Here is an 18,268-nt window from a genome sequence, read left to right as displayed (position 1 = left end):
TATCACCACTTAAACGGAATATAGAGGGCCAGATCAGGCCACAGGTAAAGAATGATTGCTGTCACCAATAACAGAGCGAGAAACGGTAAAACACCCTTGGCTACGTCACCCAACGACGCGCGGGCAACAGCCTGAATGACATACAGGTTTAGCCCTACAGGCGGCGTGATCAAGGCGCATTCCACCATGATCACCATGAAGATGCCGAACCAGATCGGATCGAACCCCAGCGCCATGGCTGCGGGCAGCAGGACAGGGGTCATGATCAGGATCATCGACAGGGCCTCAAACACCAGCCCCATCAGCAGCAGAATGACCGAAACCAGCAGGATGAACACAAGCGCACCGTCGATATTGCTGGCGATAAAAGCCGAGATGTCCTGCGGAATCCGATAAAGCGCGATGGCTTTGCCGAAAATCTTGGCCCCAGCGATGATCAGCAGGATCGCGGCCGTTGTGATGGCACTGTCGCGAATGGCCTCCCACAGTTTCGACCATGTCAGAGTGCGCAGGATCAGCCCTGTGATCAAAAGCGCGGCTGCAAAGCCGACGGCGGCGGCCTCGGTCGGGGTGAATGCCCCTGAGTAAAGCCCAAGGACGATCAGCAGCGCCAGCGCCAGCGAAGGTGTCGCGCGCAGAGAGGCGTCGATCCTCTGCCTGCGGTCGGCCTTTGGTACAGGTGTGTAGCTGTCGGAAAACCGTGCATGGATCATTGCAAATCCCACGAACAGCGCGACCAGCAACAGACCCGGGCCGATGCCTGCCAGAAACAGGGCGATCACGGATTCCTCGGCCACAAATCCGAAGACGATCATCGGAATGGAGGGCGGGATCAGGATGCCCAGCGTGCCGCCCGCCGCCAACAGGCCGTAGACAAAGCGGCGCTCGTACCCTCGGCTGACCATTTCGGGGATCGCCACCGTTCCGATCGTGGCCGCGGTTGCCACGGATGAGCCGGAAATCGCGGCGAATAGCCCGCAGCTGAGGATCGTCGCAACCGCCAGCCCACCGGGCCAGTGCCCGACCCACGCCTGTACCGCTGCAAACAGGTCTCGACCCACACCGCCTTTCAACAGCACATTGGACATCAACAGGAACAGAGGCACTGCAAGCAGGATGAACCCGTCCAGCGTCGACAGAATGGCCTGTGGCGCCATAAGCGGTGAGAACCCGCCCAAGAGCAGCATTCCCAGCCCGATCCCGCCAAGGGCAAAAGCCACCGGCACGCCGATTAGAAGCAAGCCAAACAGGCAGATAAGGATCAGCAGGATCGTCATTCGTGGCTGCTCCCCAATGTTGTCAGGTCGCGTGTCTTCAGGCTCAGCAATTCGACGACGGATTGTGCGATGAGTAGGGCGAAGCCAACGGGAACAGAAAGCTCAGCAATCCAGATCGGCAAGTTCAGCAACGAGCCCGTCGTGCGGCCCCGGATCAGACTTTCAAAGAAAATCTGCCACCCCCAGATCACGACAACGACCGAGAACGCAATGATGACAAGCAGGGCCACGACCACACAGACCTGCTGCGCCGGTTTGGGCAGCAGGTTTGTGACCGCATTCACGGTGATATGTCGGCGTTGATGCAGCACCCAACCCATCGCCAGAAGACACCCCCAGATCAGGCAGAGCTGGCTGAGTTCGGCTGCCCAGATCGTGGGACGGGTAAAGAAATACCGCGCGACGACCTCATAGGTCAGCATCGCACCGGTCGCGGCCAGTAGAATTGCCCCAAGCACACCAGCCCAGAGCGAAAGGGTTGTGACAAATTTCATGATGATCTCATCGGGCGACCGGGTGGGTCGCCCGCAATTGCGAGGTTGCGATCAGTTTCCGGCCGCCTCAAGAACGGCCTCGCCTGCATCACCGGCCGACGCCACATAGGCGTCGTAAACAGGCTGAGCCACCGCTTTCCAGGCGGCCAGATCCTCATCGCTCAGCTCCACGATGGTCATCCCGTTTTCTGCGGCGGCGGCATAGGCGTCGGCCTCGATCTGAGCCATGCGGTCGCGCACATCCGCCTGAGCCACGGCCGCTGCATCAGTGATATGACCCCGAATATCTTCGGGCAGACTGTCCCACCATTCGGTGTTGACGACCACGACAAACTCAATATCCGCGTGGTTGGTGACGGTGATGGTGTCCATAACCTCCCACAGCTTGCGGGATTTCACGCCGGACACACCGGTCATCCCCACATCCACCGTGCCACGCTGATAGGCCAGATACTGTTCTGAGCCCGAAATCAGCGTCGGCGCACCACCCGCCGCCGTCACGAAATCACCCAGCGTTTTGCCGAAAACGCGGACCTTCTTTCCCTCCATATCCGCAGGGGTTTTGATCGGCCCACCATTGGACAGCATGATCGCACCGCCATAAGCCTGCCAATAGAGGATCTGACCGCCGGTCTCGGCAACTTCGGCCTCAATCGTGGTGCGGACCGGGCTGCCTTCGGCGACGGCGGCGCGCACCTTGTCTTCAGTGTTCAGCAGGAACGGCATGTAGAACACATCGACGACAGGCGCATCACCAACGTATCGGGTCAACGAGGCCACACCAGCCTCAATCGCGCCCGAGCCAACAGCGGCGGGAACTTCCTTGTCTTTGTAGAGGGTCGCGCTGTCGTAAATCTCGACATCAATTGCGCCGCCGGTGCGCTCTTCGACTTCTTTTTCGAACATCAAAAGGTTTTGACCAAGATGGCTTTTCAACGGCAGCTGAAGCGAAATCCGCATCTTTTCCTGCGCGTGCGCGCCGCTTGCCAAAACACCAAGACCTAATGCGGCCGTCACAATCAATTTACGCATCATTTTTCCTCCCATTGGTGGTTCAGCACACGCGAGGCTGGCTGCCACGGGGCATAAGTATCAATATGATGCTAATCAGACAAACCCTGTTTTCGATGAAAGCCCGGACAACAGTCTGTTTTATGGCCAGTTTTCCCGATCACCCGCAAACGAACACAGATAGAAACGCCCGAAAAGGCGGTTTGGAACAGTGATACAAGCCAGGGAAAGTGGCGGAGAGACAGGGATTCGAACCCTGGGTGGGCTTGCACCCACAACGGTTTTCGAGACCGCCCCGTTCGACCACTCCGGCACCTCTCCGCGGGGGGCTGTGAGGGGGGATTTAGTCAGGAACGCGCAGGGGTGCAAGCAGAAAATTCCCTAAATTCACTATGACGGGATTTTCCATTGCCAGATGGCTTAAAACGCCTAGGATTCCGCACATGACACATCTTATGCGCCGCCTTACCGTTTTCACCGCCTCTCTGGTTTTGGCCTTTGCCACAGTGACCTTGCCCGCATCCGCGGCCAGTCGCGACCGGATCGAAGCGTTTCTGACCACAACCGGCTTTGACGTCGCGCTGGAAAGCATCGCGCTGGCCTCGGCATCGGCCCCGCAGATGCTGGGGATCGATCCCGACGGGTTTGGGTCGGACTGGTCTCGGCTGACCGAAGAAGTGTTCAACACCGAAGAAATGCACGAAATTGCCGTTTCGATTCTTGAACAGACACTCAGCGATGAGGCGCTGACCCATGCGGTGGGATTCTACGCCTCGGATTTGGGTCAGCGTCTGGTCGAGGCCGAAAATGCCTCGCATATGGTGGAAGATGACGATGCCAAGCAGCAAGAAGGGCAGGAGATCGTTTCTGACCTGATCAAAGAAGGTTCCTCCCGCGTCGAAAGCATCAAGCGTATGAACGCCGCAATTGATTCCAGCGATACGGCGCTGCGGGCATTGCAGGAAATTCAGGTCCGGTTTCTGCTGGCAGCCAGCGCATCCGGCGTGATCGATCTGCAATTGGGTGCCGATGACCTGAGAGAGATGATGCGGCAGAATGAGGCGGGCATGCGCCAGGCGCTGCAGATTTCCGCTCTGGCCGGGTCGGCCTATACGTATCAGGGTTTCTCGGACGATGACATCATCGCCTATGCTGAGGCGCTTGAGCAGCCCCTGATGCAAGAGGTTTACGAGCTGCTGAATGCCATTCAGTATGAGATCATGGCGATGAAGTTCGAAGTTCTGGCCGCCCGCATGGCCGAGCTGCACCCTGCACAGGATATCTGATGAGACTGTTTTCTGCAGCGTTGGCCTTGTGTCTTTCAAGCGCGCCACTGCTGGCCAATGAGAAGGTCGAGCAGCTGATGACTGCCTTGCAGCTTGATCAGACAATCGAGGTTCTGCGCGACGAGGGCCGCGCGATGAGCGAAGAGTTGCAGGAGGATTTTCTCAACAATGCCGGTGGTCCTGTTTTTCATCAGCAGGTGGATCGTATCTTTGATGCCGAGACGATGCGTTTCCATATCGTTGAGGCATTCGAACAAACCCTTACCGAACAGCAACTGGATCGCGCCATTTTGTTTTTTGAAAGTGATCTTGGCCAAACCCTCGTGTCGCTTGAGATCACCGCGCGCATCGCGCTTGGCGACGAAGCCATCGAAGACATGGCTCAGGACACCTATGAAAACGCCGATCCGGATGCTGAGACCTATCGCCTGATCGAAGAGTATATTCAGGTCAACAATCTGATCGATGAAAACGTTCAGAACGCCATCAGTGCCGATTTCAACTTTTTCCGGGGTCTGAATCTGTCTGAAGGGCTGGATGAAACCGAATTGCTGGCGCAGTTGCTTGCCCAAAAGGACGACACGACCGAAAGCACACGAACATGGCTGTATTCTTTCTTTCTGTTGGCCTATAGCCCGCTGACTGATGCCCAGATGCGCGAGAATATCGCGTTCTCCCGTACTGAGACGGGCAGGGCGGTGAATGAAGCCTTGTTCGTGAGTTTCGATCGCATGTACGACAACATCTATTTTCAACTGGGCGAGGCAGTTGGACAGGTCCTGAAAGGGTCAGACCTTTAAGCCTGCATTTGATGTTGACTTTCCCCCGCAATCTATGGATAAGCGCGCATCCCGGCCGGTTCTTCCGCGCCGGGTCTCGTTATTATTGACCCAAAGGGCGTGGCCCAACGGGTCGTCACACAGCCCGAAAAGGGCGCGCTGTTCGAGGTGGCGAAAGCCAGCAACACCCAATCGGGGACCACAGAACGCGGGTTAGAAAAGGAAAGACGCATGTTTGCGGTCCTCAAGACTGGCGGCAAGCAGTACAAGGTTCAGGCGGGCGATGTGCTCCGTGTTGAAAAGCTGGCTGCCGACGCAGGTGAAAAAGTTCAATTCAACGATGTTCTGATGCTGGGCGGTGACGCTCCGGTTGTTGGCGCACCTTTCGTTGAAGGCGCAGGCGTTCAGGCCGAAGTGATCGAACAGATCAAAGGTGACAAGGTCATCAAATTCGTCAAGCGCCGTCGTAAGCACAGCTCGAAGCGTACCGTTGGCCACCGTCAGAAACTGACCCTGGTCAAGATCACCGACATTCTGGCGTCGGGCGCTGACAAGTCGGGCATCAAAGCGGCTACCGGTTCGGCACCGGCTGGCGAAGCGGCACCTGCTGCAAAGCCTGCCAAGAAAGCTGCTGCCAAGGCAGAAGCACCCGCCGCCGCTGCAGCGGCTGCTGACGATCTGACCAAGCTGAACGGTGTCGGCCCCGCCGCTGCCAAAAAGCTGAACGACGCTGGTATCGAGAGCTTTGCCGCTCTGGCTGCCTTGTCGGACGAGCAGATTGCTGCTATCGACACCATCAAAGTGAAGCCCGAATGGGTTGAGCAAGCCAAAGAGCTGGCTCAAGGCTAAGGAGAGAGAGAATGGCACATAAAAAAGCTGGCGGTTCCTCCCGTAACGGTCGCGACTCAGCAGGTCGCCGCCTTGGCGTGAAACTGTATGGTGGCCAGGCAGCCATCGCAGGCAACATCATTGTGCGTCAGCGCGGCACCAAGTTCTGGCCGGGCGAAGGCGTGGGCATGGGCAAAGATCACACCATCTTTGCAACTGTTGATGGCGCCGTGAAGTTCCACAAGGGACTCAAAAACCGCACCTTTATTTCGGTCCTGCCAGTGGCGGAGGCCGCAGAGTAAGCCGAAACCCATAAGGTTTGAAAATAATGGGGGACCGGCAGAAATTGCCGGTCCCCTTTCTCGTTTTAACGCAGTTTTGATCTATGAGCCTGATGACTGACCCAACGCGCACTATGCCGTCCTTGTTCCAAGGTCGGATCGCCCACGCGGTTGAAGATCGTCTGGGCCGAAAATATCTGATGTGGACGCTGGCCGGCTTTGCCGTTGCCCGCGCAATTTACGTGTTGTTCGGAGGAGGACCGCACTGATGAAACTTGAGGCAATCATAAATCAGCCGGTGATTGAAACCGAGCGGTTCGACCTGCGCCCGTTGCGCCGGTCGGATATGGGTCTCATTGAACACTATGCCGGTGACGAACGCGTGGCGCGCATGACCACGTCGATTCCGCACCCGTTGCCGCCGGGCTCGATCGAGGCGTTTGTGACGCGCGCTATGTCCGAAGACCGGGACGAAGACGTCTGGGCGATGGACGCCACCAAGGATGGTGGCCCCGAACTGATCGGCCTGATCTCGCTGACCCGTCTGGACCGCAACCAGTCCGAGGTCGGCTATTGGGTCGCGCCCATCTATTGGAACACGGGTATTGCTTCGCTTGCCGTAGAAACGCTGGTCAAGGCCAACCCGCTTGAGAACGCCAACATGTTCGCCAGCGTGTTTCAGGACAATCCGGCTTCGGCGCGGGTGCTGACCCATTGCGGGTTTGAATATCTGGGCGATGCAGAAAGCTATTCGGTGGCGCGCGATGCGAATGTGCCCACCTGGACATATACCAAGAAACTCTGACTTGTGGCCGATGGGGCCTTTGCAGTAGGGGACAGTCATGAAATTTCTCGATCTTGCAAAGGTCTACATCCGGTCCGGGGCCGGAGGTGGCGGCTGCGTCAGCTTTCGGCGCGAAAAATACATTGAATATGGCGGCCCTGACGGCGGTGACGGCGGCAAAGGCGGCTCGGTCTGGGTTGAGGTCGTGGACAGCCTGAATACGCTGATCGACTTCCGCTATCAGCAGCATTTCTTTGCCAAGAACGGCCAGCCTGGTCGCGGCCAGCAACGCACCGGCAAGGATGGTGACGACATCGTCCTGCGCGTGCCTGTCGGGACCGAAATTCTGGACGAGGACGAAGAAACCGTCATCTGCGACCTGACCGAGGTCGGGCAGCGCGTGCTGCTGGCCAAGGGCGGCAATGGCGGTTTCGGCAACCTGCATTTCAAATCGGCCACCAACCAGGCTCCACGCCGCGCCAATCCGGGGCAGGCAGGGATTGACCGCACCATCTGGCTACGGCTGAAGCTGATTGCCGATGTGGGACTGTTGGGCATGCCCAATGCGGGCAAATCGACCTTTTTGGCGGCCACCTCGAATGCGCGACCCAAGATTGCGGATTATCCGTTCACCACTCTGCACCCAAATCTGGGAGTTGTGGGGGTTGATAACGTCGAATTCGTCGTCGCTGACATCCCCGGCCTGATCGAAGGCGCCCATGAGGGCCGCGGGATCGGAGACCGTTTTCTGGGTCATGTCGAACGCTGCGCCGTGTTGCTGCATCTGGTCGATGGCACTTCGGAAACCGTGGCCGAAGATTACCGCACCATCATTCATGAGCTTGAAGCCTATGGCGGTGAGCTGGCCGATAAACCCCGCATCACCGTGTTGAACAAAGTCGACGCGCTGGATGATGAGGAACGCGAACTGGCTAAGGCGGAGTTGGAAGAGGCCGTGGGCGGCCCCGTCATGACCATGTCCGGCGTGGCGCATGTGGGCGTGACCGATGTTCTGCGGGCCTTGCGTGCGCAGATCGACGACAACCGCGTCCGCCACAAACCCGCTGAGGAGGCCGCGCCTTGGCAACCCTGACGTCTGCAAAGCGTCTTGTTGTAAAGATCGGGTCTGCCTTGCTGGTGGATCGGAATACAGGGTTGTTGCGGTCGGATTGGCTGCATTCGCTGGCGCAGGACGTGGCGTGGCTCAAGGGGCAGGGGACGGATGTAATTCTGGTGTCATCCGGGTCGATTGCGCTGGGGCGTGGGGTGCTGGGCCTTCCGATGCAGACCTTGCCGCTGGAACAATCGCAGGCCGCCGCAGCCGTGGGTCAAATCCGGCTGGCCCGCGCCTATGAAGAGGTTCTGGCCCCCCACAATATCACCACCGCTCAGGTGCTGGTCACGCTGGAAGACAGCGCGGATCGACGGCGCTACCTGAATTCGCGCGCCACGCTTGAAACCTTGCTTGGCCTCGGCGTTGTGCCGATTGTCAACGAAAATGACACAGTAGCCACGGATGAAATCCGTTACGGCGACAATGATCGCCTGGCTGCCCAGATCGCGGTGACCGTGGGCGCAGATCAGCTGATCCTATTGTCGGATGTCGATGGGTTCTACACGGGCAACCCGTCCGAGGATGCCTCGGCCACGCGCTATGATGTGATCGAAGACATCACGCCCGAGATTGAGGCCATGGCCGGTGATGCGGGGTCGGGCCTGTCCAAGGGCGGGATGAAGACCAAACTGCTGGCCGCCAAGATGGCAACGGCTGCGGGCTGTGATATGGCCATTACTGAAGGATCGCCCATCAACCCGCTGAAAACGCTGGAAAACGGTGCGAACTGCACGTGGTTCACGGCGACGGTTGATCCGCATGCTGCCCGCAAACGCTGGATCTCGGCCATGAAGCCACGGGGTGAGATCGTGGTCGACGCTGGCGCCGCCACAGCGCTTGGCAATGGCAAGAGCCTGCTGCCTGCGGGTATTGTCGAAGTGACCGGCGATTTCGGGCGCGGCGATCCGGTGGCGATCATCGATCCGCAGGCCCGGCGACTGGCACAGGGCCTCAGCCGCTATACCGCGCAAGAAGCGGATGCAATCAAAGGGCGCAAATCATCCGAGATCGAGGCGACGCTGGGCTATCCGGGCCGCGCCGTCCTGATCCACCGGGACGATCTGGCGCTGTAAGACAACAGGAAAGGCATCAAAGATGAAGGATTTCGACAGCATTCCCGCCCTGATGGCCGATCTGGGGGCACGGGCCAAAGCCGCCTCGGCTGAACTGGCCTTTGCCACTGCCGAACGCAAGCACGCCGCTCTGATTGCTGCGGCGGATGCGGTCTGGGCCAATCGCGCCGAGATCATCGAAGCCAACCTGAAAGACCTGGAATTCGGCCGCGAAAAGGGTCTGAGCCCGGCGATGATGGACCGTCTGATGCTGGATGAATCCCGCATTCAGGGCATGGTCGACGGTCTGCGCACGGTTGCGGATCAGGCCGATCCGGTGGGCGAGGTTCTGACCGAATGGGATATGCCCACGGGCCTGAATATTCAGCGCGTCCGCACGCCTCTGGGTGTGATCGGCGTGATCTATGAAAGCCGACCGAACGTCACTGCGGATGCCGGAGCGTTGTGCCTGAAATCCGGGAACGCGGTGATCCTGCGCGGCGGGTCCGAGAGTTTTCACTCGTCAGGCGCGATCCACGCCTGTCTGGTTCAGGGCCTGAAGGCCGCGAACCTGCCCGAAGATGCCATTCAGCTTATCCCGACCCGCGATCGTGCCGCCGTTCAGGAACTGCTGACCCTGACCGATTATGTCGACGTGATCGTGCCGCGCGGCGGCAAAGGTCTGGTTGGTCTGGTACAGCGTGAGGCGCGGGTGCCTGTTTTCGCACATCTCGAAGGCATCGTGCATATCTATATCGACAAGGCCGCGGACCCTAAAAAAACACTGGACGTTGTGCTGAACGCCAAGACCCGGCGCACAGGGATTTGTGGCGCGGCTGAATGCCTGCTGATCCATCAGGACATCGCTGAAACGCTGGGCCGGGATGTGATCGCGGCCCTGATGGCCGCCGGCGTTGAGGTCCACGCCCACGGCGCGCTGGCCGTGGATGGCACGGTTGCGGCCACGGCGGAAGACTGGGGCAAAGAGTTTCTGGACAGCATCATTGCCGCCAAACCGGTCGAAGACATCGATGCGGCCATCGCGCATATCCGTCAGTATGGATCGAACCACACTGATTGCATCATGACCGAAGACGCGCAGGCCGCAGCCCACTTCTTTGAACGTCTGGACAGCGCCATTCTGATGCACAACGCCTCGACCCAATTTGCTGATGGTGGCGAATTTGGCATGGGGGCCGAGATCGGCATCGCCACCGGCAAGATGCACGCACGGGGCCCCGTTGGGGCGGCTCAGCTGACCAGCTTCAAATATCTGGTTCGTGGTAACGGCACGACCCGGTCTTAAAACCGGATCGCAACACGGGTTGAGGTCGTCTCGGCCTTGACCCGCCGACCCATTGCCGTCGCGGTTTCGGGCAACAGGGCGAACTGAACCTGCGCGGGAGTGACCTTTTTGGGGAACCGCCCGCTGGGCAGGTTCTTCCACAAGTCAGCATCAACGCTCAACTTATCCGCTGAGCCGGTCACGGCCCAGTCATTGCCCGAAGTGGTGATGGTGACTTCGCCGCCAAACGGCATCGCGCTTTCGCAGCACATCATTGCCAGGAAGGCCAGTTTGACCTGATTGCGCGGAACGGGCTCGGTCAGGTTCCAGTTAACCCGCACACGCCCGGCGCGCTCAATATCCTTAAGCAGGTCGGTGACCTCGGTCCGACCCAGAGGCTGATCGCTGGCCGCGCCGAATGCCACGCGAAAAAATCTGATCCTGGCGCCCGCACTTCCAACACTGCCCGAGATCAGCTCCATCTCGGGGCCTTGGGTTGTGCCAACCATTTCAAGCAGTTCCAGGCCGTTGGTAATCGCCCCGATCGGGCTGATCAGATCGTGACAAATCCGCGAGCCGATCAATTCAGCCAGGTTGACCTCTTTTGCACGCATGCGTACCTCCTGCTGTATCTGCCGCCTGAGCCGGAGCCACCGATGACAGACCTCAATGCTATTCTTGCACCGGGCATGTATGTCCGCCACCCCGATTTCCCCGATTGGGGCATTGGACAGGTGCAGTCCAATATCGGGGGCAAAATCACCGTTAACTTTCGCGAGCAGGGGAAAGTGGTGATAGACGGAACACGCATTGCCCTGATGCCGGTCTTTGATCCGTGAAACTGGTTTAGGAATGGTTAACGCCACGCTGTTCGAGAGGCCGTACGGGCGATGTTGCCATTCCCCCGGCACCTGCGCTATCAGCGCTGAAACGATACGGAACCGCTGATGCCGGACACAGGCCCATCCTTCACCGTCAAACTTGCCGAGACCGAGGCCGACCTGCGCGCCGCGCAACGGCTGCGCTATGACGTGTTCGTACGCGAACTGGGGGGCGGAGGTGCATTGGTCGATCATGAGGCCGGGTTAGAGCAGGATCGCTTTGATCCTTATTTCGACCATATGCTGGCCATTGATGACCAGACCGACGAAACTGTTGGTGTTTACAGGCTGTTACCGGGCAAACGTGCTGCAGAATTGGGGCAGTTCTATTCCGAGGATGAATACGACCTGACCGTGCTGAAAACAAGCGGCCGCAAGCTGTTGGAACTGGGCCGGTCCTGCCTGCACCGCGACTACCGCGGGGGTACGGCGATGTATCATCTGTGGAATGGCTTGGCCGCCTACGTGGCTGAACGTCAGATCGAGGTGCTATTCGGCGTGGCCAGCTTTCACGGCACGGATGTGCAGGCGCTGGCGCAGCCCCTGTCCATGTTGCATCACAACCACCTCGCGCCGCCGGACCTGCGGGTGCGCGCCCAGCCTGAGGTGTTTCAAAGCATGAACCTGACAGCCCCCGAGGATCTGGACCGGCGTGCCGCAATGGTACAGGTGCCCGCGTTGATCAAAGCCTATCTGCGGCTTGGCGGCTTTGTGGGCGAGGGGGCCTTTGTCGATCATGCGTTCAACACCACCGATGTGTGCCTGATCCTCGACACTGCCCGCATGAACGAACGTCAGCGCCGCATCTATACCGGAGCCTGAAACAGTGAGCGATGCATCCTGGCATAGCGATGACGCGCCCGATCCGATTGACCTGGGGGTCACGGGCTGGGCACTGGCAATCCTGCGCGGGCTTCCGCTGGCACTGTTGGTGTTTGGAGGGCTGATCATCTTGTTGACCCTGCGTCTGTTCGAGCGCCCCATCTATGGCGTTCGCCGCCCGCTGACGCCCTTCATCACGCAATTTGTCTGCCGCAACGCCTTTCGTATCCTGGGCATCGGGTTTCGCACCTCGGGGCAGATGATGACGCAGCGTGGGGCTGTGGTGGCGAACCACTCCTCATGGCTGGACATATTCTCGCTCAACGCCCGTAAAAGGGTCTATTTCGTGTCCAAGGCCGAGGTCGCGAAATGGCCGGGGATTGGCTGGCTGGCACGTGCCACGGGAACAGTATTCATCGAACGTGACCGCAAGAAAGCGCGTGAACAGACCCTGCTGTTTCAGGAACGTCTGACCGCGGGGCACAAGCTGCTGTTTTTCCCCGAGGGGACCTCAACCGATGGATTGAGGGTTTTGCCCTTTAAAACAACGCTTTTTGCTGCGTTCTTTACTAATGAGCTGCGGGATTTCATGTATGTGCAGCCGGTTTCGGTGATCTATCACGCCCCGCGCGGGGAACCGGACCGGTTCTATGGCTGGTGGGGCGACATGGACTTCGCGCCGCATCTGTTGAAGACACTGGGCGCACGCAGACAGGGATCGGTTGAGGTGATTTACCACGCGCCAGCCAAGGTCAGCGACTTTGAAAACCGCAAGGCGCTGGCAGCCCATTGCGAAGAGGCAGTACGACACGCGCATTCTTTGGCAAGGCTCGAAAAATAAGGGCGAAAGCCCCTTGCGCTGCTTTAAAACCTGCCGTATATGCGCGCCATTCAAACCCGCAGGCGGGGTTTGGCCTTTTTGAGGGAGACATCCTCATCAAGACCGCCGGTTGGAGCATCCGCTTCTTTCACCCCCGCCAAGGCGTAAACCGGAAAAGGAAAATAGCATGGCTCTTCCCGAGTTCTCCATGCGTCAGCTGCTGGAAGCTGGCGTTCACTTTGGTCACCAGACACAGCGTTGGAATCCCCGCATGGGTCCGTTCATCTACGGCTCGCGCAATGGCATCCACATCATGGACCTGACCCAGACCGTTCCGATGCTGGATCAGGCGCTGCAGGCCGTTCGTGACACCGTTGCAAAAGGTGGCCGCGTTCTGTTCGTTGGCACCAAGCGTCAGGCCGCTGGCCCGATCGCCGAAGCTGCCGAAAAGTCGGCCCAGTACTACATGAACCACCGCTGGCTGGGCGGCACGCTGACCAACTGGAAAACCGTTTCCCAGTCGATCAACCGCCTGAACCAGATCGACGAAGCGATGGAATCGGGCGCCGAGGGCCTGACCAAGAAAGAGCGTCTGGGCATGGAGCGTGACCAGGCCAAGCTTCAGGCATCGCTGGGCGGTATCCGCGAGATGGGCGGCGTTCCTGACCTGCTGTTCGTCATCGACGTCAAAAAAGAAGCACTGGCCATCGCCGAAGCCAACAAGCTGGGTATCCCGGTTGTGGCTGTTGTCGACACCAACTGCTCGCCCGATGGTGTGGATTACATCATCCCCGGCAACGACGACGCAGCGCGCGCCATCTCTCTGTACTGTGATCTGGCCGCACGTGCCGCTCTGGACGGCATGACCGCTCAGATGGGTGCAGCAGGCGTTGACCTGGGTGCATTCGAAGAAGCACCGGTTGAAGAGGTTGTCGCAGAAGAAGCCCCGGCCGAAGCGTAAGCTGCCCGTCACGTAAATGACATATGGGGCAGGGTATGACCTGCCCCAATTCCGTTTGAATTGAGGAGAGCCTAAAGATGGCAATCACAGCAGCAATGGTGAAAGAACTGCGCGACTCGACCGGCGCAGGAATGATGGACGCGAAAAAAGCGCTGACCGAAACCGGCGGCAACATGGACGAGGCCGTTGACTGGCTGCGCACCAAAGGTCTGGCCAAAGCGGCCAAGAAATCGGGCCGTACTGCAGCTGAAGGTCTGGTTGCTGTTCACGTCAACGGTGGCAACGGTGTTGCTGTCGAAGTGAACTCGGAAACCGACTTCGTTGCGAAAAACGCCGAGTTCCAGGAAATGGTTGGCAAGATCGCATATGCAGCCGAAGGCGTTGCTGACGTTGACGCTCTGCTGGCGGCTGATCTGGGCGGCAAGAACGTTGCAGATACTCTGACCGACAAGATCGCCACCATCGGCGAGAACATGTCGGTGCGCCGTATGGCCAAACTGTCGGGCGACACCGTTGTGTCTTATGTCCACAATGCCGCGACCAACGGCATGGGCAAAATCGGCGTTCTGGTTGCTCTGACCGGTGGCGACGAGGCGATCGGCAAGCAGGTTGCGATGCACATCGCGGCAACCAACCCGCTTGGAATGACAGAAGATGATGTATCGGCTGATGTCATTGCTCGCGAAAAAGCTGTCTTTGTTGGCCAAGCAAAGGAAGCCGGAAAATCTGAAGCTGGTGTGGAGAGCTGGTCTAACAAACAAGTCGCGAAGTTCATCAAGGAAAACACTCTAGCGAACCAGAAGTTCGTCGTCGACACTAGTAAGACCGTTTTCGCAGCGGCCAAAGAAGCAGGCGCAACCATCACCGGCTTTATCCGTCTGGAAGTTGGCGAAGGCATCGTGGTCGAAAAAGAAGACTTCGCAGCCGAAGTTGCCAAGGCCGCTCAGGGCTAAGGAACATCGCCGGGTCCCGTTGGGGCCCGGTTTCCAAATAAGAACCGGTCGCGCTATGCGTGGCCGGTTTTTTTTGTTCCGGGAATCAAAAAGGGCGCCGTAGCGCCCGGGTAAAAGGATGAAATTGAGGGGCCCCGCATGATGGGGATGGTCGAGGCCCCCCAAAAATTCCGACACAGAGACGTGGACGAATAGACGCCCTGATATCAGAGCGACCGGAGAGCTTTGGAATTGCAAAGATCCGATCAAATGTTCCCTGGCTAAAGCCACCACTCACGGAACAATATCACTTTGCAACCGGGCCTCGGATTCGGAAAGTCATGATTTCCTTACCCTAGGTAAATTGACGCAATTTGGCGTCAATTTTTAGTCATTACGCTTCCATAACGAACATCTGATTCTGCAGGGCAGCTTTCAAAACGGCCTGGGCCGTGGTTTCGACTGACAGCGCCTCACGCGCGAGGCGCAGGTGCTTTTCGACCGTTGCCGCCGTCAGCCCCATCAAAAGGGCGATGTCCTGCGTTGTTTTGCCGTCTCCGACCCATTGCAGTGCTTCACGCTGGCGCTTGGTCAGGGCCCGGTTCGGCGCGTTGTAGGGCAGGGTGAGAATCTTGAGATGCGCAACGTTGTTCATCAGCAGGATTTCGTCGCCATGCTTGGCCCACGTGGCCTCCACCTCGTCCTGGCTTTTGGCATGGCCAGCCGACAGGGAAATCGCCCCCTTTGACCGCATGGAGACCGACGTAAAGCTGATCGTGTAGCCGAAGGTCACACCTTGCGAGCGGTTGAACTCCAACACGTCAAGTTCCTGCTTGGTCAACTTGCCGTTGGCGACCATATCCTGCGCGATGCTCCAGCTGGCGGCGCCTTCGTTTTGCAGCGCCCATTTGAGCATGGGGGCGTGAAAATACATGCCATCCCGCAGAAAACCGTCCAAGTAGCGTTTCTCGTGGTTGGTGAGGATCACAAAATCCTCGGGGTCGCCCAGAGAGGTCTCGGTTCGATATTGCGTGTACCCGTAAATGAGACGGTCAAAACCATAGCTTGCCATCTGACGGCAATGCGCATCCCAAAGCTCTTCCAAGGTTTTGGTATAGCTCAGGAAATGCAGATACTCGGCCAGCTTCATGCAGAAGCCCCGCGCTTAAGATGTGCGGCGAGAGCATCAAGGGCCAGAACATACCCCTGCGCGCCAAAGCCACAAATCTGGCCGATCGCGACCTTTGAGATGTACGAGACGTGTCGGAAACTTTCCCGCGCATGGATATTGGACAGGTGCACCTCGACAACCGGCAGTTCGACCGACGCAATCGCGTCCATCAGGGCGATGGATGTGTGGGTATAGGCCCCGGCGTTCAGGACGATACCGTCCTGCTGACCTTTTGCCGCATGGATTGCATCGATCAGCGCGCCTTCGTGGTTAGATTGAAAGCACGTGATTTCGAACCCAGCTTTGGCCCCATAGGTTACGCATAAATCTTCGACCATCGCCAGCGTGGTGCTGCCATAGACCTCGGGCTGGCGGGTTCCCAGAAGATTTAGGTTTGGTCCGTTTAAAATCAGAGCTTTGTGCATTGGTCCATCGATCCCATCACATGTTCATATGCATGAGTTAGCTTCAATGTCCACCTGCGAACCGGCGCAATAGGCGATGAGGTGCGCACCGGGTCATTCCGTGGACTCATCCTGAGGCATAGTCACAACAGTTTTCCCAAGCGCTGCGCGACCTGCCATGTGGCGCAAGGCGCCGGATGCGTCTTGTAGGGGGAAACGTGCGCTGATTCTCGGCCTGATCCGCCCTTCGGCGTATAGACGGAACAAATCCTTTACGTTTTGCGCATGCCCATCGGGATCACGAAACACCGACGCGCCCCAGAACACACCAACGATTTCACACCCTTTGAGCAGGGGCAGATTCAAAGGGATCTTTGGAATGCCAGCCGGAAAGCCGACCACAAGGTAACGCCCTTTCCAAGCCATGCTGCGCAGCGCAGGCTCGGCGTAATCCCCGCCAACCGCGTCATAAACGACATCCACACCCGTTGGACCGGCCAGAGCTTTGATATCCTGCGAGAATTTCTTTTGCTGATCTTTTGTCATGTCATGGGAATAGACAATGGTTTCATCCGCCCCAAGTTCCTTGCAGAAATCTGCCTTGTCCTTTGAGGAAACCGCCGCAATCACCCGCGCGCCGATGGCTTTGCCCAGCTCAATCGCCGCTGATCCAACTCCACCCGCCGCCCCAAGCACCAGCAAGGTTTCACCGGATTGCAAGGCGGCGCGATCTTTCAAGGCATGATAAGACGTGCCGTAGGTGAAAATGAAACAAGCCGCGTCCTCAAACGGCATTGTCTCTGGAAATTTGACAGCTGTCGCAGCCGGTATCGCGATATGGGTGGCAAAACCGCCGTGTCCCGTCAGGGCCAAAACACGATCTCCGACCTCAAGCCCGCTGACGCCTTCCCCCAGAGCCAGAACTTCTCCGGCAATTTCACCGCCGGGTGCAAAGGGGCGGGGTGGTTTGATCTGATAGCGATCTTCGATGATCAGCGTGTCTGGATAGTTGACGCCCGCCGCCCGGATTCCCACCAGAACCTGCCCGCGATCAGGTACAGGATCGGGCAGAGAGGTCGGTTCCAGACTGTCCGGTCCGCCCGGCGCGACGCTGAGTAAAGCTTGCATATCAGCCCTTTTACACTTGTTATTCCATCAAGAGGAGCTTTGGCGCAGCAACTGGTCTTGTCAAGAAATCACCCGGTCACTTGACGCGTGGTTCACGGGCCCGTTCTGGTCAACGAAAACAAGCAGGAGACGCCCATGACCCCCGATACGCTATTCTCATTGCAGGGAAAAACCGCTTTGGTGACCGGCGGGGCCACAGGCATTGGCCGAATGGCGGCCGAGGCATTGGTACGTGCCGGGGCACGCGTCCTGATCGCGTCGCGCAAAGCTGAGGCCTGTGAGGCTGTGGCCGCCGAATTGAACGCTCTGGACGCACCCGGACAGGCCGAAGGGTTTGGCGGCGACGTGGCCACGCAAGAGGGTGTTCAAGACTTGGTGTCCAAGGTTAAAGCCCGCACGGAAATCCTTGATATCCTGATGAACAATGCAGGCGTTAGCTGGGGTGCGCCCATGGGTCAGTTCCCCTTTGAGGCGTGGGATAAGGTTATGTCGGTCAATGTGGCCGGGTTGTTTGAACTGACCCAGAGGCTCTTGCCTATGTTGATCAAATCAGGTTCGGCCGATGACCCATCGCGCGTCGTCAATGTCGGTTCGGTCATGGGAGAGGTTCCCATGGGCGACGGCGCCTATAGCTATTCGGCGTCGAAAGCTGCTGTTTTGCACCTGACCAAGATCATGGCCAAGGAGTTCTCACCGCACCACGTCACCGTGAATGCGCTGGCACCCGGACCTTTCGTATCGCGCATGACCGCCTTTGCGACCGCCGATGAAAACACACGCGAAAGGGTTGGGAAATCGGTTCCTCTGGGGCGCGTGGGGCGTGAAGAGGATATTGCAGGCTGTATGTTGTTCCTGTGCGGTCGCGGTGGCAGCTATGTCACCGGCGCGGTGATCCCGGTTTCGGGCGGGATTAACGTTGTGACCGCCGGAAACATCTTTGCCGAAGCGCTTTAACCCA

General features: G+C 58.4%; 22 protein-coding genes and 1 tRNA gene. 15 read left to right on the top strand and 8 right to left on the bottom strand.

Features of this window, described 5'->3' with window-relative positions; all coding sequences use genetic code 11:
* Positions 1-2: 2 nt before the first annotated feature.
* The 4 genes from ACRZ94_RS00545 to ACRZ94_RS00530 all read right to left on the bottom strand — a co-directional run bounded on the left by ACRZ94_RS00545 (position 3) and on the right by ACRZ94_RS00530 (position 3,103).
* Entirely contained in the window at positions 3-1,277 is a 1,275-nt protein-coding gene (locus ACRZ94_RS00545; protein WP_480796435.1) for a TRAP transporter large permease, read from the bottom strand.
* Entirely contained in the window at positions 1,274-1,771 is a 498-nt protein-coding gene (locus ACRZ94_RS00540; RefSeq protein ID WP_480796434.1) for a TRAP transporter small permease, read from the bottom strand. The genes ACRZ94_RS00545 and ACRZ94_RS00540 overlap by 4 nt, the downstream gene beginning before the upstream one ends.
* A gap of 51 nt (positions 1,772-1,822) precedes the next feature.
* Positions 1,823-2,806 (bottom strand): TRAP transporter substrate-binding protein DctP, encoded by a 984-nt coding sequence (gene dctP / locus ACRZ94_RS00535; RefSeq protein ID WP_480796433.1) that lies wholly within the window; start codon positions 2,804-2,806, stop codon positions 1,823-1,825.
* 207 nt (positions 2,807-3,013) lie between these two features.
* A tRNA-Ser gene (locus tag ACRZ94_RS00530) sits at positions 3,014-3,103 on the bottom strand.
* Between the two features lie 122 nt (positions 3,104-3,225).
* Here ACRZ94_RS00530 and ACRZ94_RS00525 point away from each other — a divergent pair.
* The 9 genes from ACRZ94_RS00525 (at position 3,226) to ACRZ94_RS00485 (ending at position 10,212) form a co-directional block, all read left to right on the top strand.
* Positions 3,226-4,068 (top strand): DUF2059 domain-containing protein, encoded by an 843-nt coding sequence (locus ACRZ94_RS00525; protein ID WP_480796432.1) that lies wholly within the window; start codon positions 3,226-3,228, stop codon positions 4,066-4,068.
* Positions 4,068-4,868, top strand: a complete 801-nt coding sequence (locus ACRZ94_RS00520) for a DUF2059 domain-containing protein (protein ID WP_480651228.1) — start codon at positions 4,068-4,070, stop codon at positions 4,866-4,868. The genes ACRZ94_RS00525 and ACRZ94_RS00520 overlap by 1 nt, the downstream gene beginning before the upstream one ends.
* A gap of 210 nt (positions 4,869-5,078) precedes the next feature.
* Positions 5,079-5,696 carry a 50S ribosomal protein L21 gene (locus ACRZ94_RS00515; RefSeq protein ID WP_480651450.1) on the top strand — a complete coding sequence of 206 codons (618 nt, stop codon included), beginning with the start codon at positions 5,079-5,081 and terminating at the stop codon, positions 5,694-5,696.
* Positions 5,697-5,707: 11 nt separating this feature from the next.
* Positions 5,708-5,977 carry a 50S ribosomal protein L27 gene (gene rpmA / locus ACRZ94_RS00510; RefSeq protein WP_010440093.1) on the top strand — a complete coding sequence of 90 codons (270 nt, stop codon included), beginning with the start codon at positions 5,708-5,710 and terminating at the stop codon, positions 5,975-5,977.
* Positions 5,978-6,060: 83 nt separating this feature from the next.
* A complete protein-coding gene (locus ACRZ94_RS00505) occupies positions 6,061-6,225 on the top strand; it encodes a hypothetical protein (RefSeq protein WP_480796431.1) in 165 nt (54 codons plus the stop codon).
* A complete protein-coding gene (locus ACRZ94_RS00500; RefSeq protein WP_480796430.1) occupies positions 6,225-6,761 on the top strand; it encodes a GNAT family N-acetyltransferase in 537 nt (178 codons plus the stop codon). The genes ACRZ94_RS00505 and ACRZ94_RS00500 overlap by 1 nt, the downstream gene beginning before the upstream one ends.
* A gap of 37 nt (positions 6,762-6,798) precedes the next feature.
* Positions 6,799-7,833 (top strand): GTPase ObgE, encoded by a 1,035-nt coding sequence (gene obgE / locus ACRZ94_RS00495; RefSeq protein WP_480651234.1) that lies wholly within the window; start codon positions 6,799-6,801, stop codon positions 7,831-7,833.
* Complete coding sequence (gene proB / locus ACRZ94_RS00490) at positions 7,821-8,927, top strand: glutamate 5-kinase (protein ID WP_480651236.1); 1,107 nt, start codon at positions 7,821-7,823, stop codon at positions 8,925-8,927. The genes obgE and proB overlap by 13 nt, the downstream gene beginning before the upstream one ends.
* A gap of 22 nt (positions 8,928-8,949) precedes the next feature.
* The gene (locus ACRZ94_RS00485; RefSeq protein WP_480796429.1) at positions 8,950-10,212 is read left to right on the top strand and encodes a glutamate-5-semialdehyde dehydrogenase; all 1,263 of its coding nucleotides are present in this window, start codon (positions 8,950-8,952) and stop codon (positions 10,210-10,212) included.
* Here the strand turns inward: ACRZ94_RS00485 and ACRZ94_RS00480 are convergent.
* Complete coding sequence (locus tag ACRZ94_RS00480) at positions 10,209-10,805, bottom strand: histidine phosphotransferase family protein (RefSeq protein ID WP_480651240.1); 597 nt, start codon at positions 10,803-10,805, stop codon at positions 10,209-10,211. The two genes, ACRZ94_RS00485 and ACRZ94_RS00480, sit on opposite strands and share 4 nt — an antisense overlap.
* Positions 10,806-10,847: 42 nt before the next feature.
* Between ACRZ94_RS00480 and ACRZ94_RS00475 the strand changes: the two genes are divergently transcribed.
* From ACRZ94_RS00475 to tsf, 5 genes are all read left to right on the top strand, one after another.
* Positions 10,848-11,030 (top strand): DUF3553 domain-containing protein, encoded by a 183-nt coding sequence (locus tag ACRZ94_RS00475; protein ID WP_299946036.1) that lies wholly within the window; start codon positions 10,848-10,850, stop codon positions 11,028-11,030.
* A gap of 108 nt (positions 11,031-11,138) precedes the next feature.
* On the top strand, positions 11,139-11,894 hold the full coding sequence (gene olsB, locus ACRZ94_RS00470; RefSeq protein WP_480796428.1) for an L-ornithine N(alpha)-acyltransferase: 756 nt from the start codon (positions 11,139-11,141) through the stop codon (positions 11,892-11,894).
* A 4-nt stretch (positions 11,895-11,898) separates the two neighbouring features.
* Positions 11,899-12,735, top strand: coding sequence for a lyso-ornithine lipid O-acyltransferase (gene olsA / locus ACRZ94_RS00465; RefSeq protein ID WP_480796427.1), 837 nt, complete (start codon positions 11,899-11,901; stop codon positions 12,733-12,735).
* 166 nt (positions 12,736-12,901) lie between these two features.
* Positions 12,902-13,675: a 30S ribosomal protein S2 gene (gene rpsB / locus ACRZ94_RS00460; protein WP_480651246.1), complete on the top strand. Its 774-nt coding sequence runs from the start codon at positions 12,902-12,904 to the stop codon at positions 13,673-13,675.
* A gap of 77 nt (positions 13,676-13,752) precedes the next feature.
* Positions 13,753-14,628, top strand: coding sequence for a translation elongation factor Ts (gene tsf, locus ACRZ94_RS00455; RefSeq protein WP_480796426.1), 876 nt, complete (start codon positions 13,753-13,755; stop codon positions 14,626-14,628).
* A 373-nt stretch (positions 14,629-15,001) separates the two neighbouring features.
* On the opposite strand, the gene ACRZ94_RS00450 is transcribed toward tsf, so the two are convergent.
* The 3 genes from ACRZ94_RS00450 to ACRZ94_RS00440 form a co-directional block, all read right to left on the bottom strand.
* Positions 15,002-15,757, bottom strand: coding sequence for an autoinducer binding domain-containing protein (locus ACRZ94_RS00450; protein ID WP_480796425.1), 756 nt, complete (start codon positions 15,755-15,757; stop codon positions 15,002-15,004).
* A complete protein-coding gene (gene aroQ, locus ACRZ94_RS00445; protein WP_480796424.1) occupies positions 15,754-16,203 on the bottom strand; it encodes a type II 3-dehydroquinate dehydratase in 450 nt (149 codons plus the stop codon). The genes ACRZ94_RS00450 and aroQ overlap by 4 nt, the downstream gene beginning before the upstream one ends.
* A gap of 93 nt (positions 16,204-16,296) precedes the next feature.
* The gene (locus tag ACRZ94_RS00440) at positions 16,297-17,310 is read right to left on the bottom strand and encodes an NADPH:quinone oxidoreductase family protein (protein WP_480796423.1); all 1,014 of its coding nucleotides are present in this window, start codon (positions 17,308-17,310) and stop codon (positions 16,297-16,299) included.
* Positions 17,311-17,445: 135 nt separating this feature from the next.
* Here ACRZ94_RS00440 and ACRZ94_RS00435 point away from each other — a divergent pair, with 135 nt between their 5' ends.
* On the top strand, positions 17,446-18,264 hold the full coding sequence (locus ACRZ94_RS00435; protein ID WP_480651254.1) for an SDR family NAD(P)-dependent oxidoreductase: 819 nt from the start codon (positions 17,446-17,448) through the stop codon (positions 18,262-18,264).
* Positions 18,265-18,268: the final 4 nt, after the last annotated feature.

The organism is Ruegeria sp. CH10 (assembly GCF_056537125.1).
This window is presented reverse-complemented; position numbering and strand designations above follow the sequence as displayed.

Excerpts from the sequence above, each read along its gene's own strand:
- dctP (WP_480796433.1), bottom strand. The coding sequence starts at position 2,806 with ATGATGCGTAAATTGATTGTGACGGCCGCATTAGGTCTTGGTGTTTTG.
- obgE (WP_480651234.1), top strand. The coding sequence starts at position 6,799 with ATGAAATTTCTCGATCTTGCAAAGGTCTACATCCGGTCCGGGGCCGGA.
- ACRZ94_RS00440 (WP_480796423.1), bottom strand. The coding sequence starts at position 17,310 with ATGCAAGCTTTACTCAGCGTCGCGCCGGGCGGACCGGACAGTCTGGAA.
- ACRZ94_RS00480 (WP_480651240.1), bottom strand. The coding sequence starts at position 10,805 with ATGCGTGCAAAAGAGGTCAACCTGGCTGAATTGATCGGCTCGCGGATT.
- rpsB (WP_480651246.1), top strand. The coding sequence starts at position 12,902 with ATGGCTCTTCCCGAGTTCTCCATGCGTCAGCTGCTGGAAGCTGGCGTT.
- ACRZ94_RS00435 (WP_480651254.1), top strand. The coding sequence starts at position 17,446 with ATGACCCCCGATACGCTATTCTCATTGCAGGGAAAAACCGCTTTGGTG.
- ACRZ94_RS00525 (WP_480796432.1), top strand. The coding sequence starts at position 3,226 with ATGACACATCTTATGCGCCGCCTTACCGTTTTCACCGCCTCTCTGGTT.
- ACRZ94_RS00485 (WP_480796429.1), top strand. The coding sequence starts at position 8,950 with ATGAAGGATTTCGACAGCATTCCCGCCCTGATGGCCGATCTGGGGGCA.
- aroQ (WP_480796424.1), bottom strand. The coding sequence starts at position 16,203 with ATGCACAAAGCTCTGATTTTAAACGGACCAAACCTAAATCTTCTGGGA.
- ACRZ94_RS00545 (WP_480796435.1), bottom strand. The coding sequence starts at position 1,277 with ATGACGATCCTGCTGATCCTTATCTGCCTGTTTGGCTTGCTTCTAATC.
- ACRZ94_RS00515 (WP_480651450.1), top strand. The coding sequence starts at position 5,079 with ATGTTTGCGGTCCTCAAGACTGGCGGCAAGCAGTACAAGGTTCAGGCG.
- ACRZ94_RS00540 (WP_480796434.1), bottom strand. The coding sequence starts at position 1,771 with ATGAAATTTGTCACAACCCTTTCGCTCTGGGCTGGTGTGCTTGGGGCA.
- ACRZ94_RS00450 (WP_480796425.1), bottom strand. The coding sequence starts at position 15,757 with ATGAAGCTGGCCGAGTATCTGCATTTCCTGAGCTATACCAAAACCTTG.
- olsB (WP_480796428.1), top strand. The coding sequence starts at position 11,139 with ATGCCGGACACAGGCCCATCCTTCACCGTCAAACTTGCCGAGACCGAG.
- ACRZ94_RS00475 (WP_299946036.1), top strand. The coding sequence starts at position 10,848 with ATGACAGACCTCAATGCTATTCTTGCACCGGGCATGTATGTCCGCCAC.
- tsf (WP_480796426.1), top strand. The coding sequence starts at position 13,753 with ATGGCAATCACAGCAGCAATGGTGAAAGAACTGCGCGACTCGACCGGC.
- ACRZ94_RS00505 (WP_480796431.1), top strand. The coding sequence starts at position 6,061 with ATGAGCCTGATGACTGACCCAACGCGCACTATGCCGTCCTTGTTCCAA.
- rpmA (WP_010440093.1), top strand. The coding sequence starts at position 5,708 with ATGGCACATAAAAAAGCTGGCGGTTCCTCCCGTAACGGTCGCGACTCA.
- ACRZ94_RS00520 (WP_480651228.1), top strand. The coding sequence starts at position 4,068 with ATGAGACTGTTTTCTGCAGCGTTGGCCTTGTGTCTTTCAAGCGCGCCA.
- ACRZ94_RS00500 (WP_480796430.1), top strand. The coding sequence starts at position 6,225 with ATGAAACTTGAGGCAATCATAAATCAGCCGGTGATTGAAACCGAGCGG.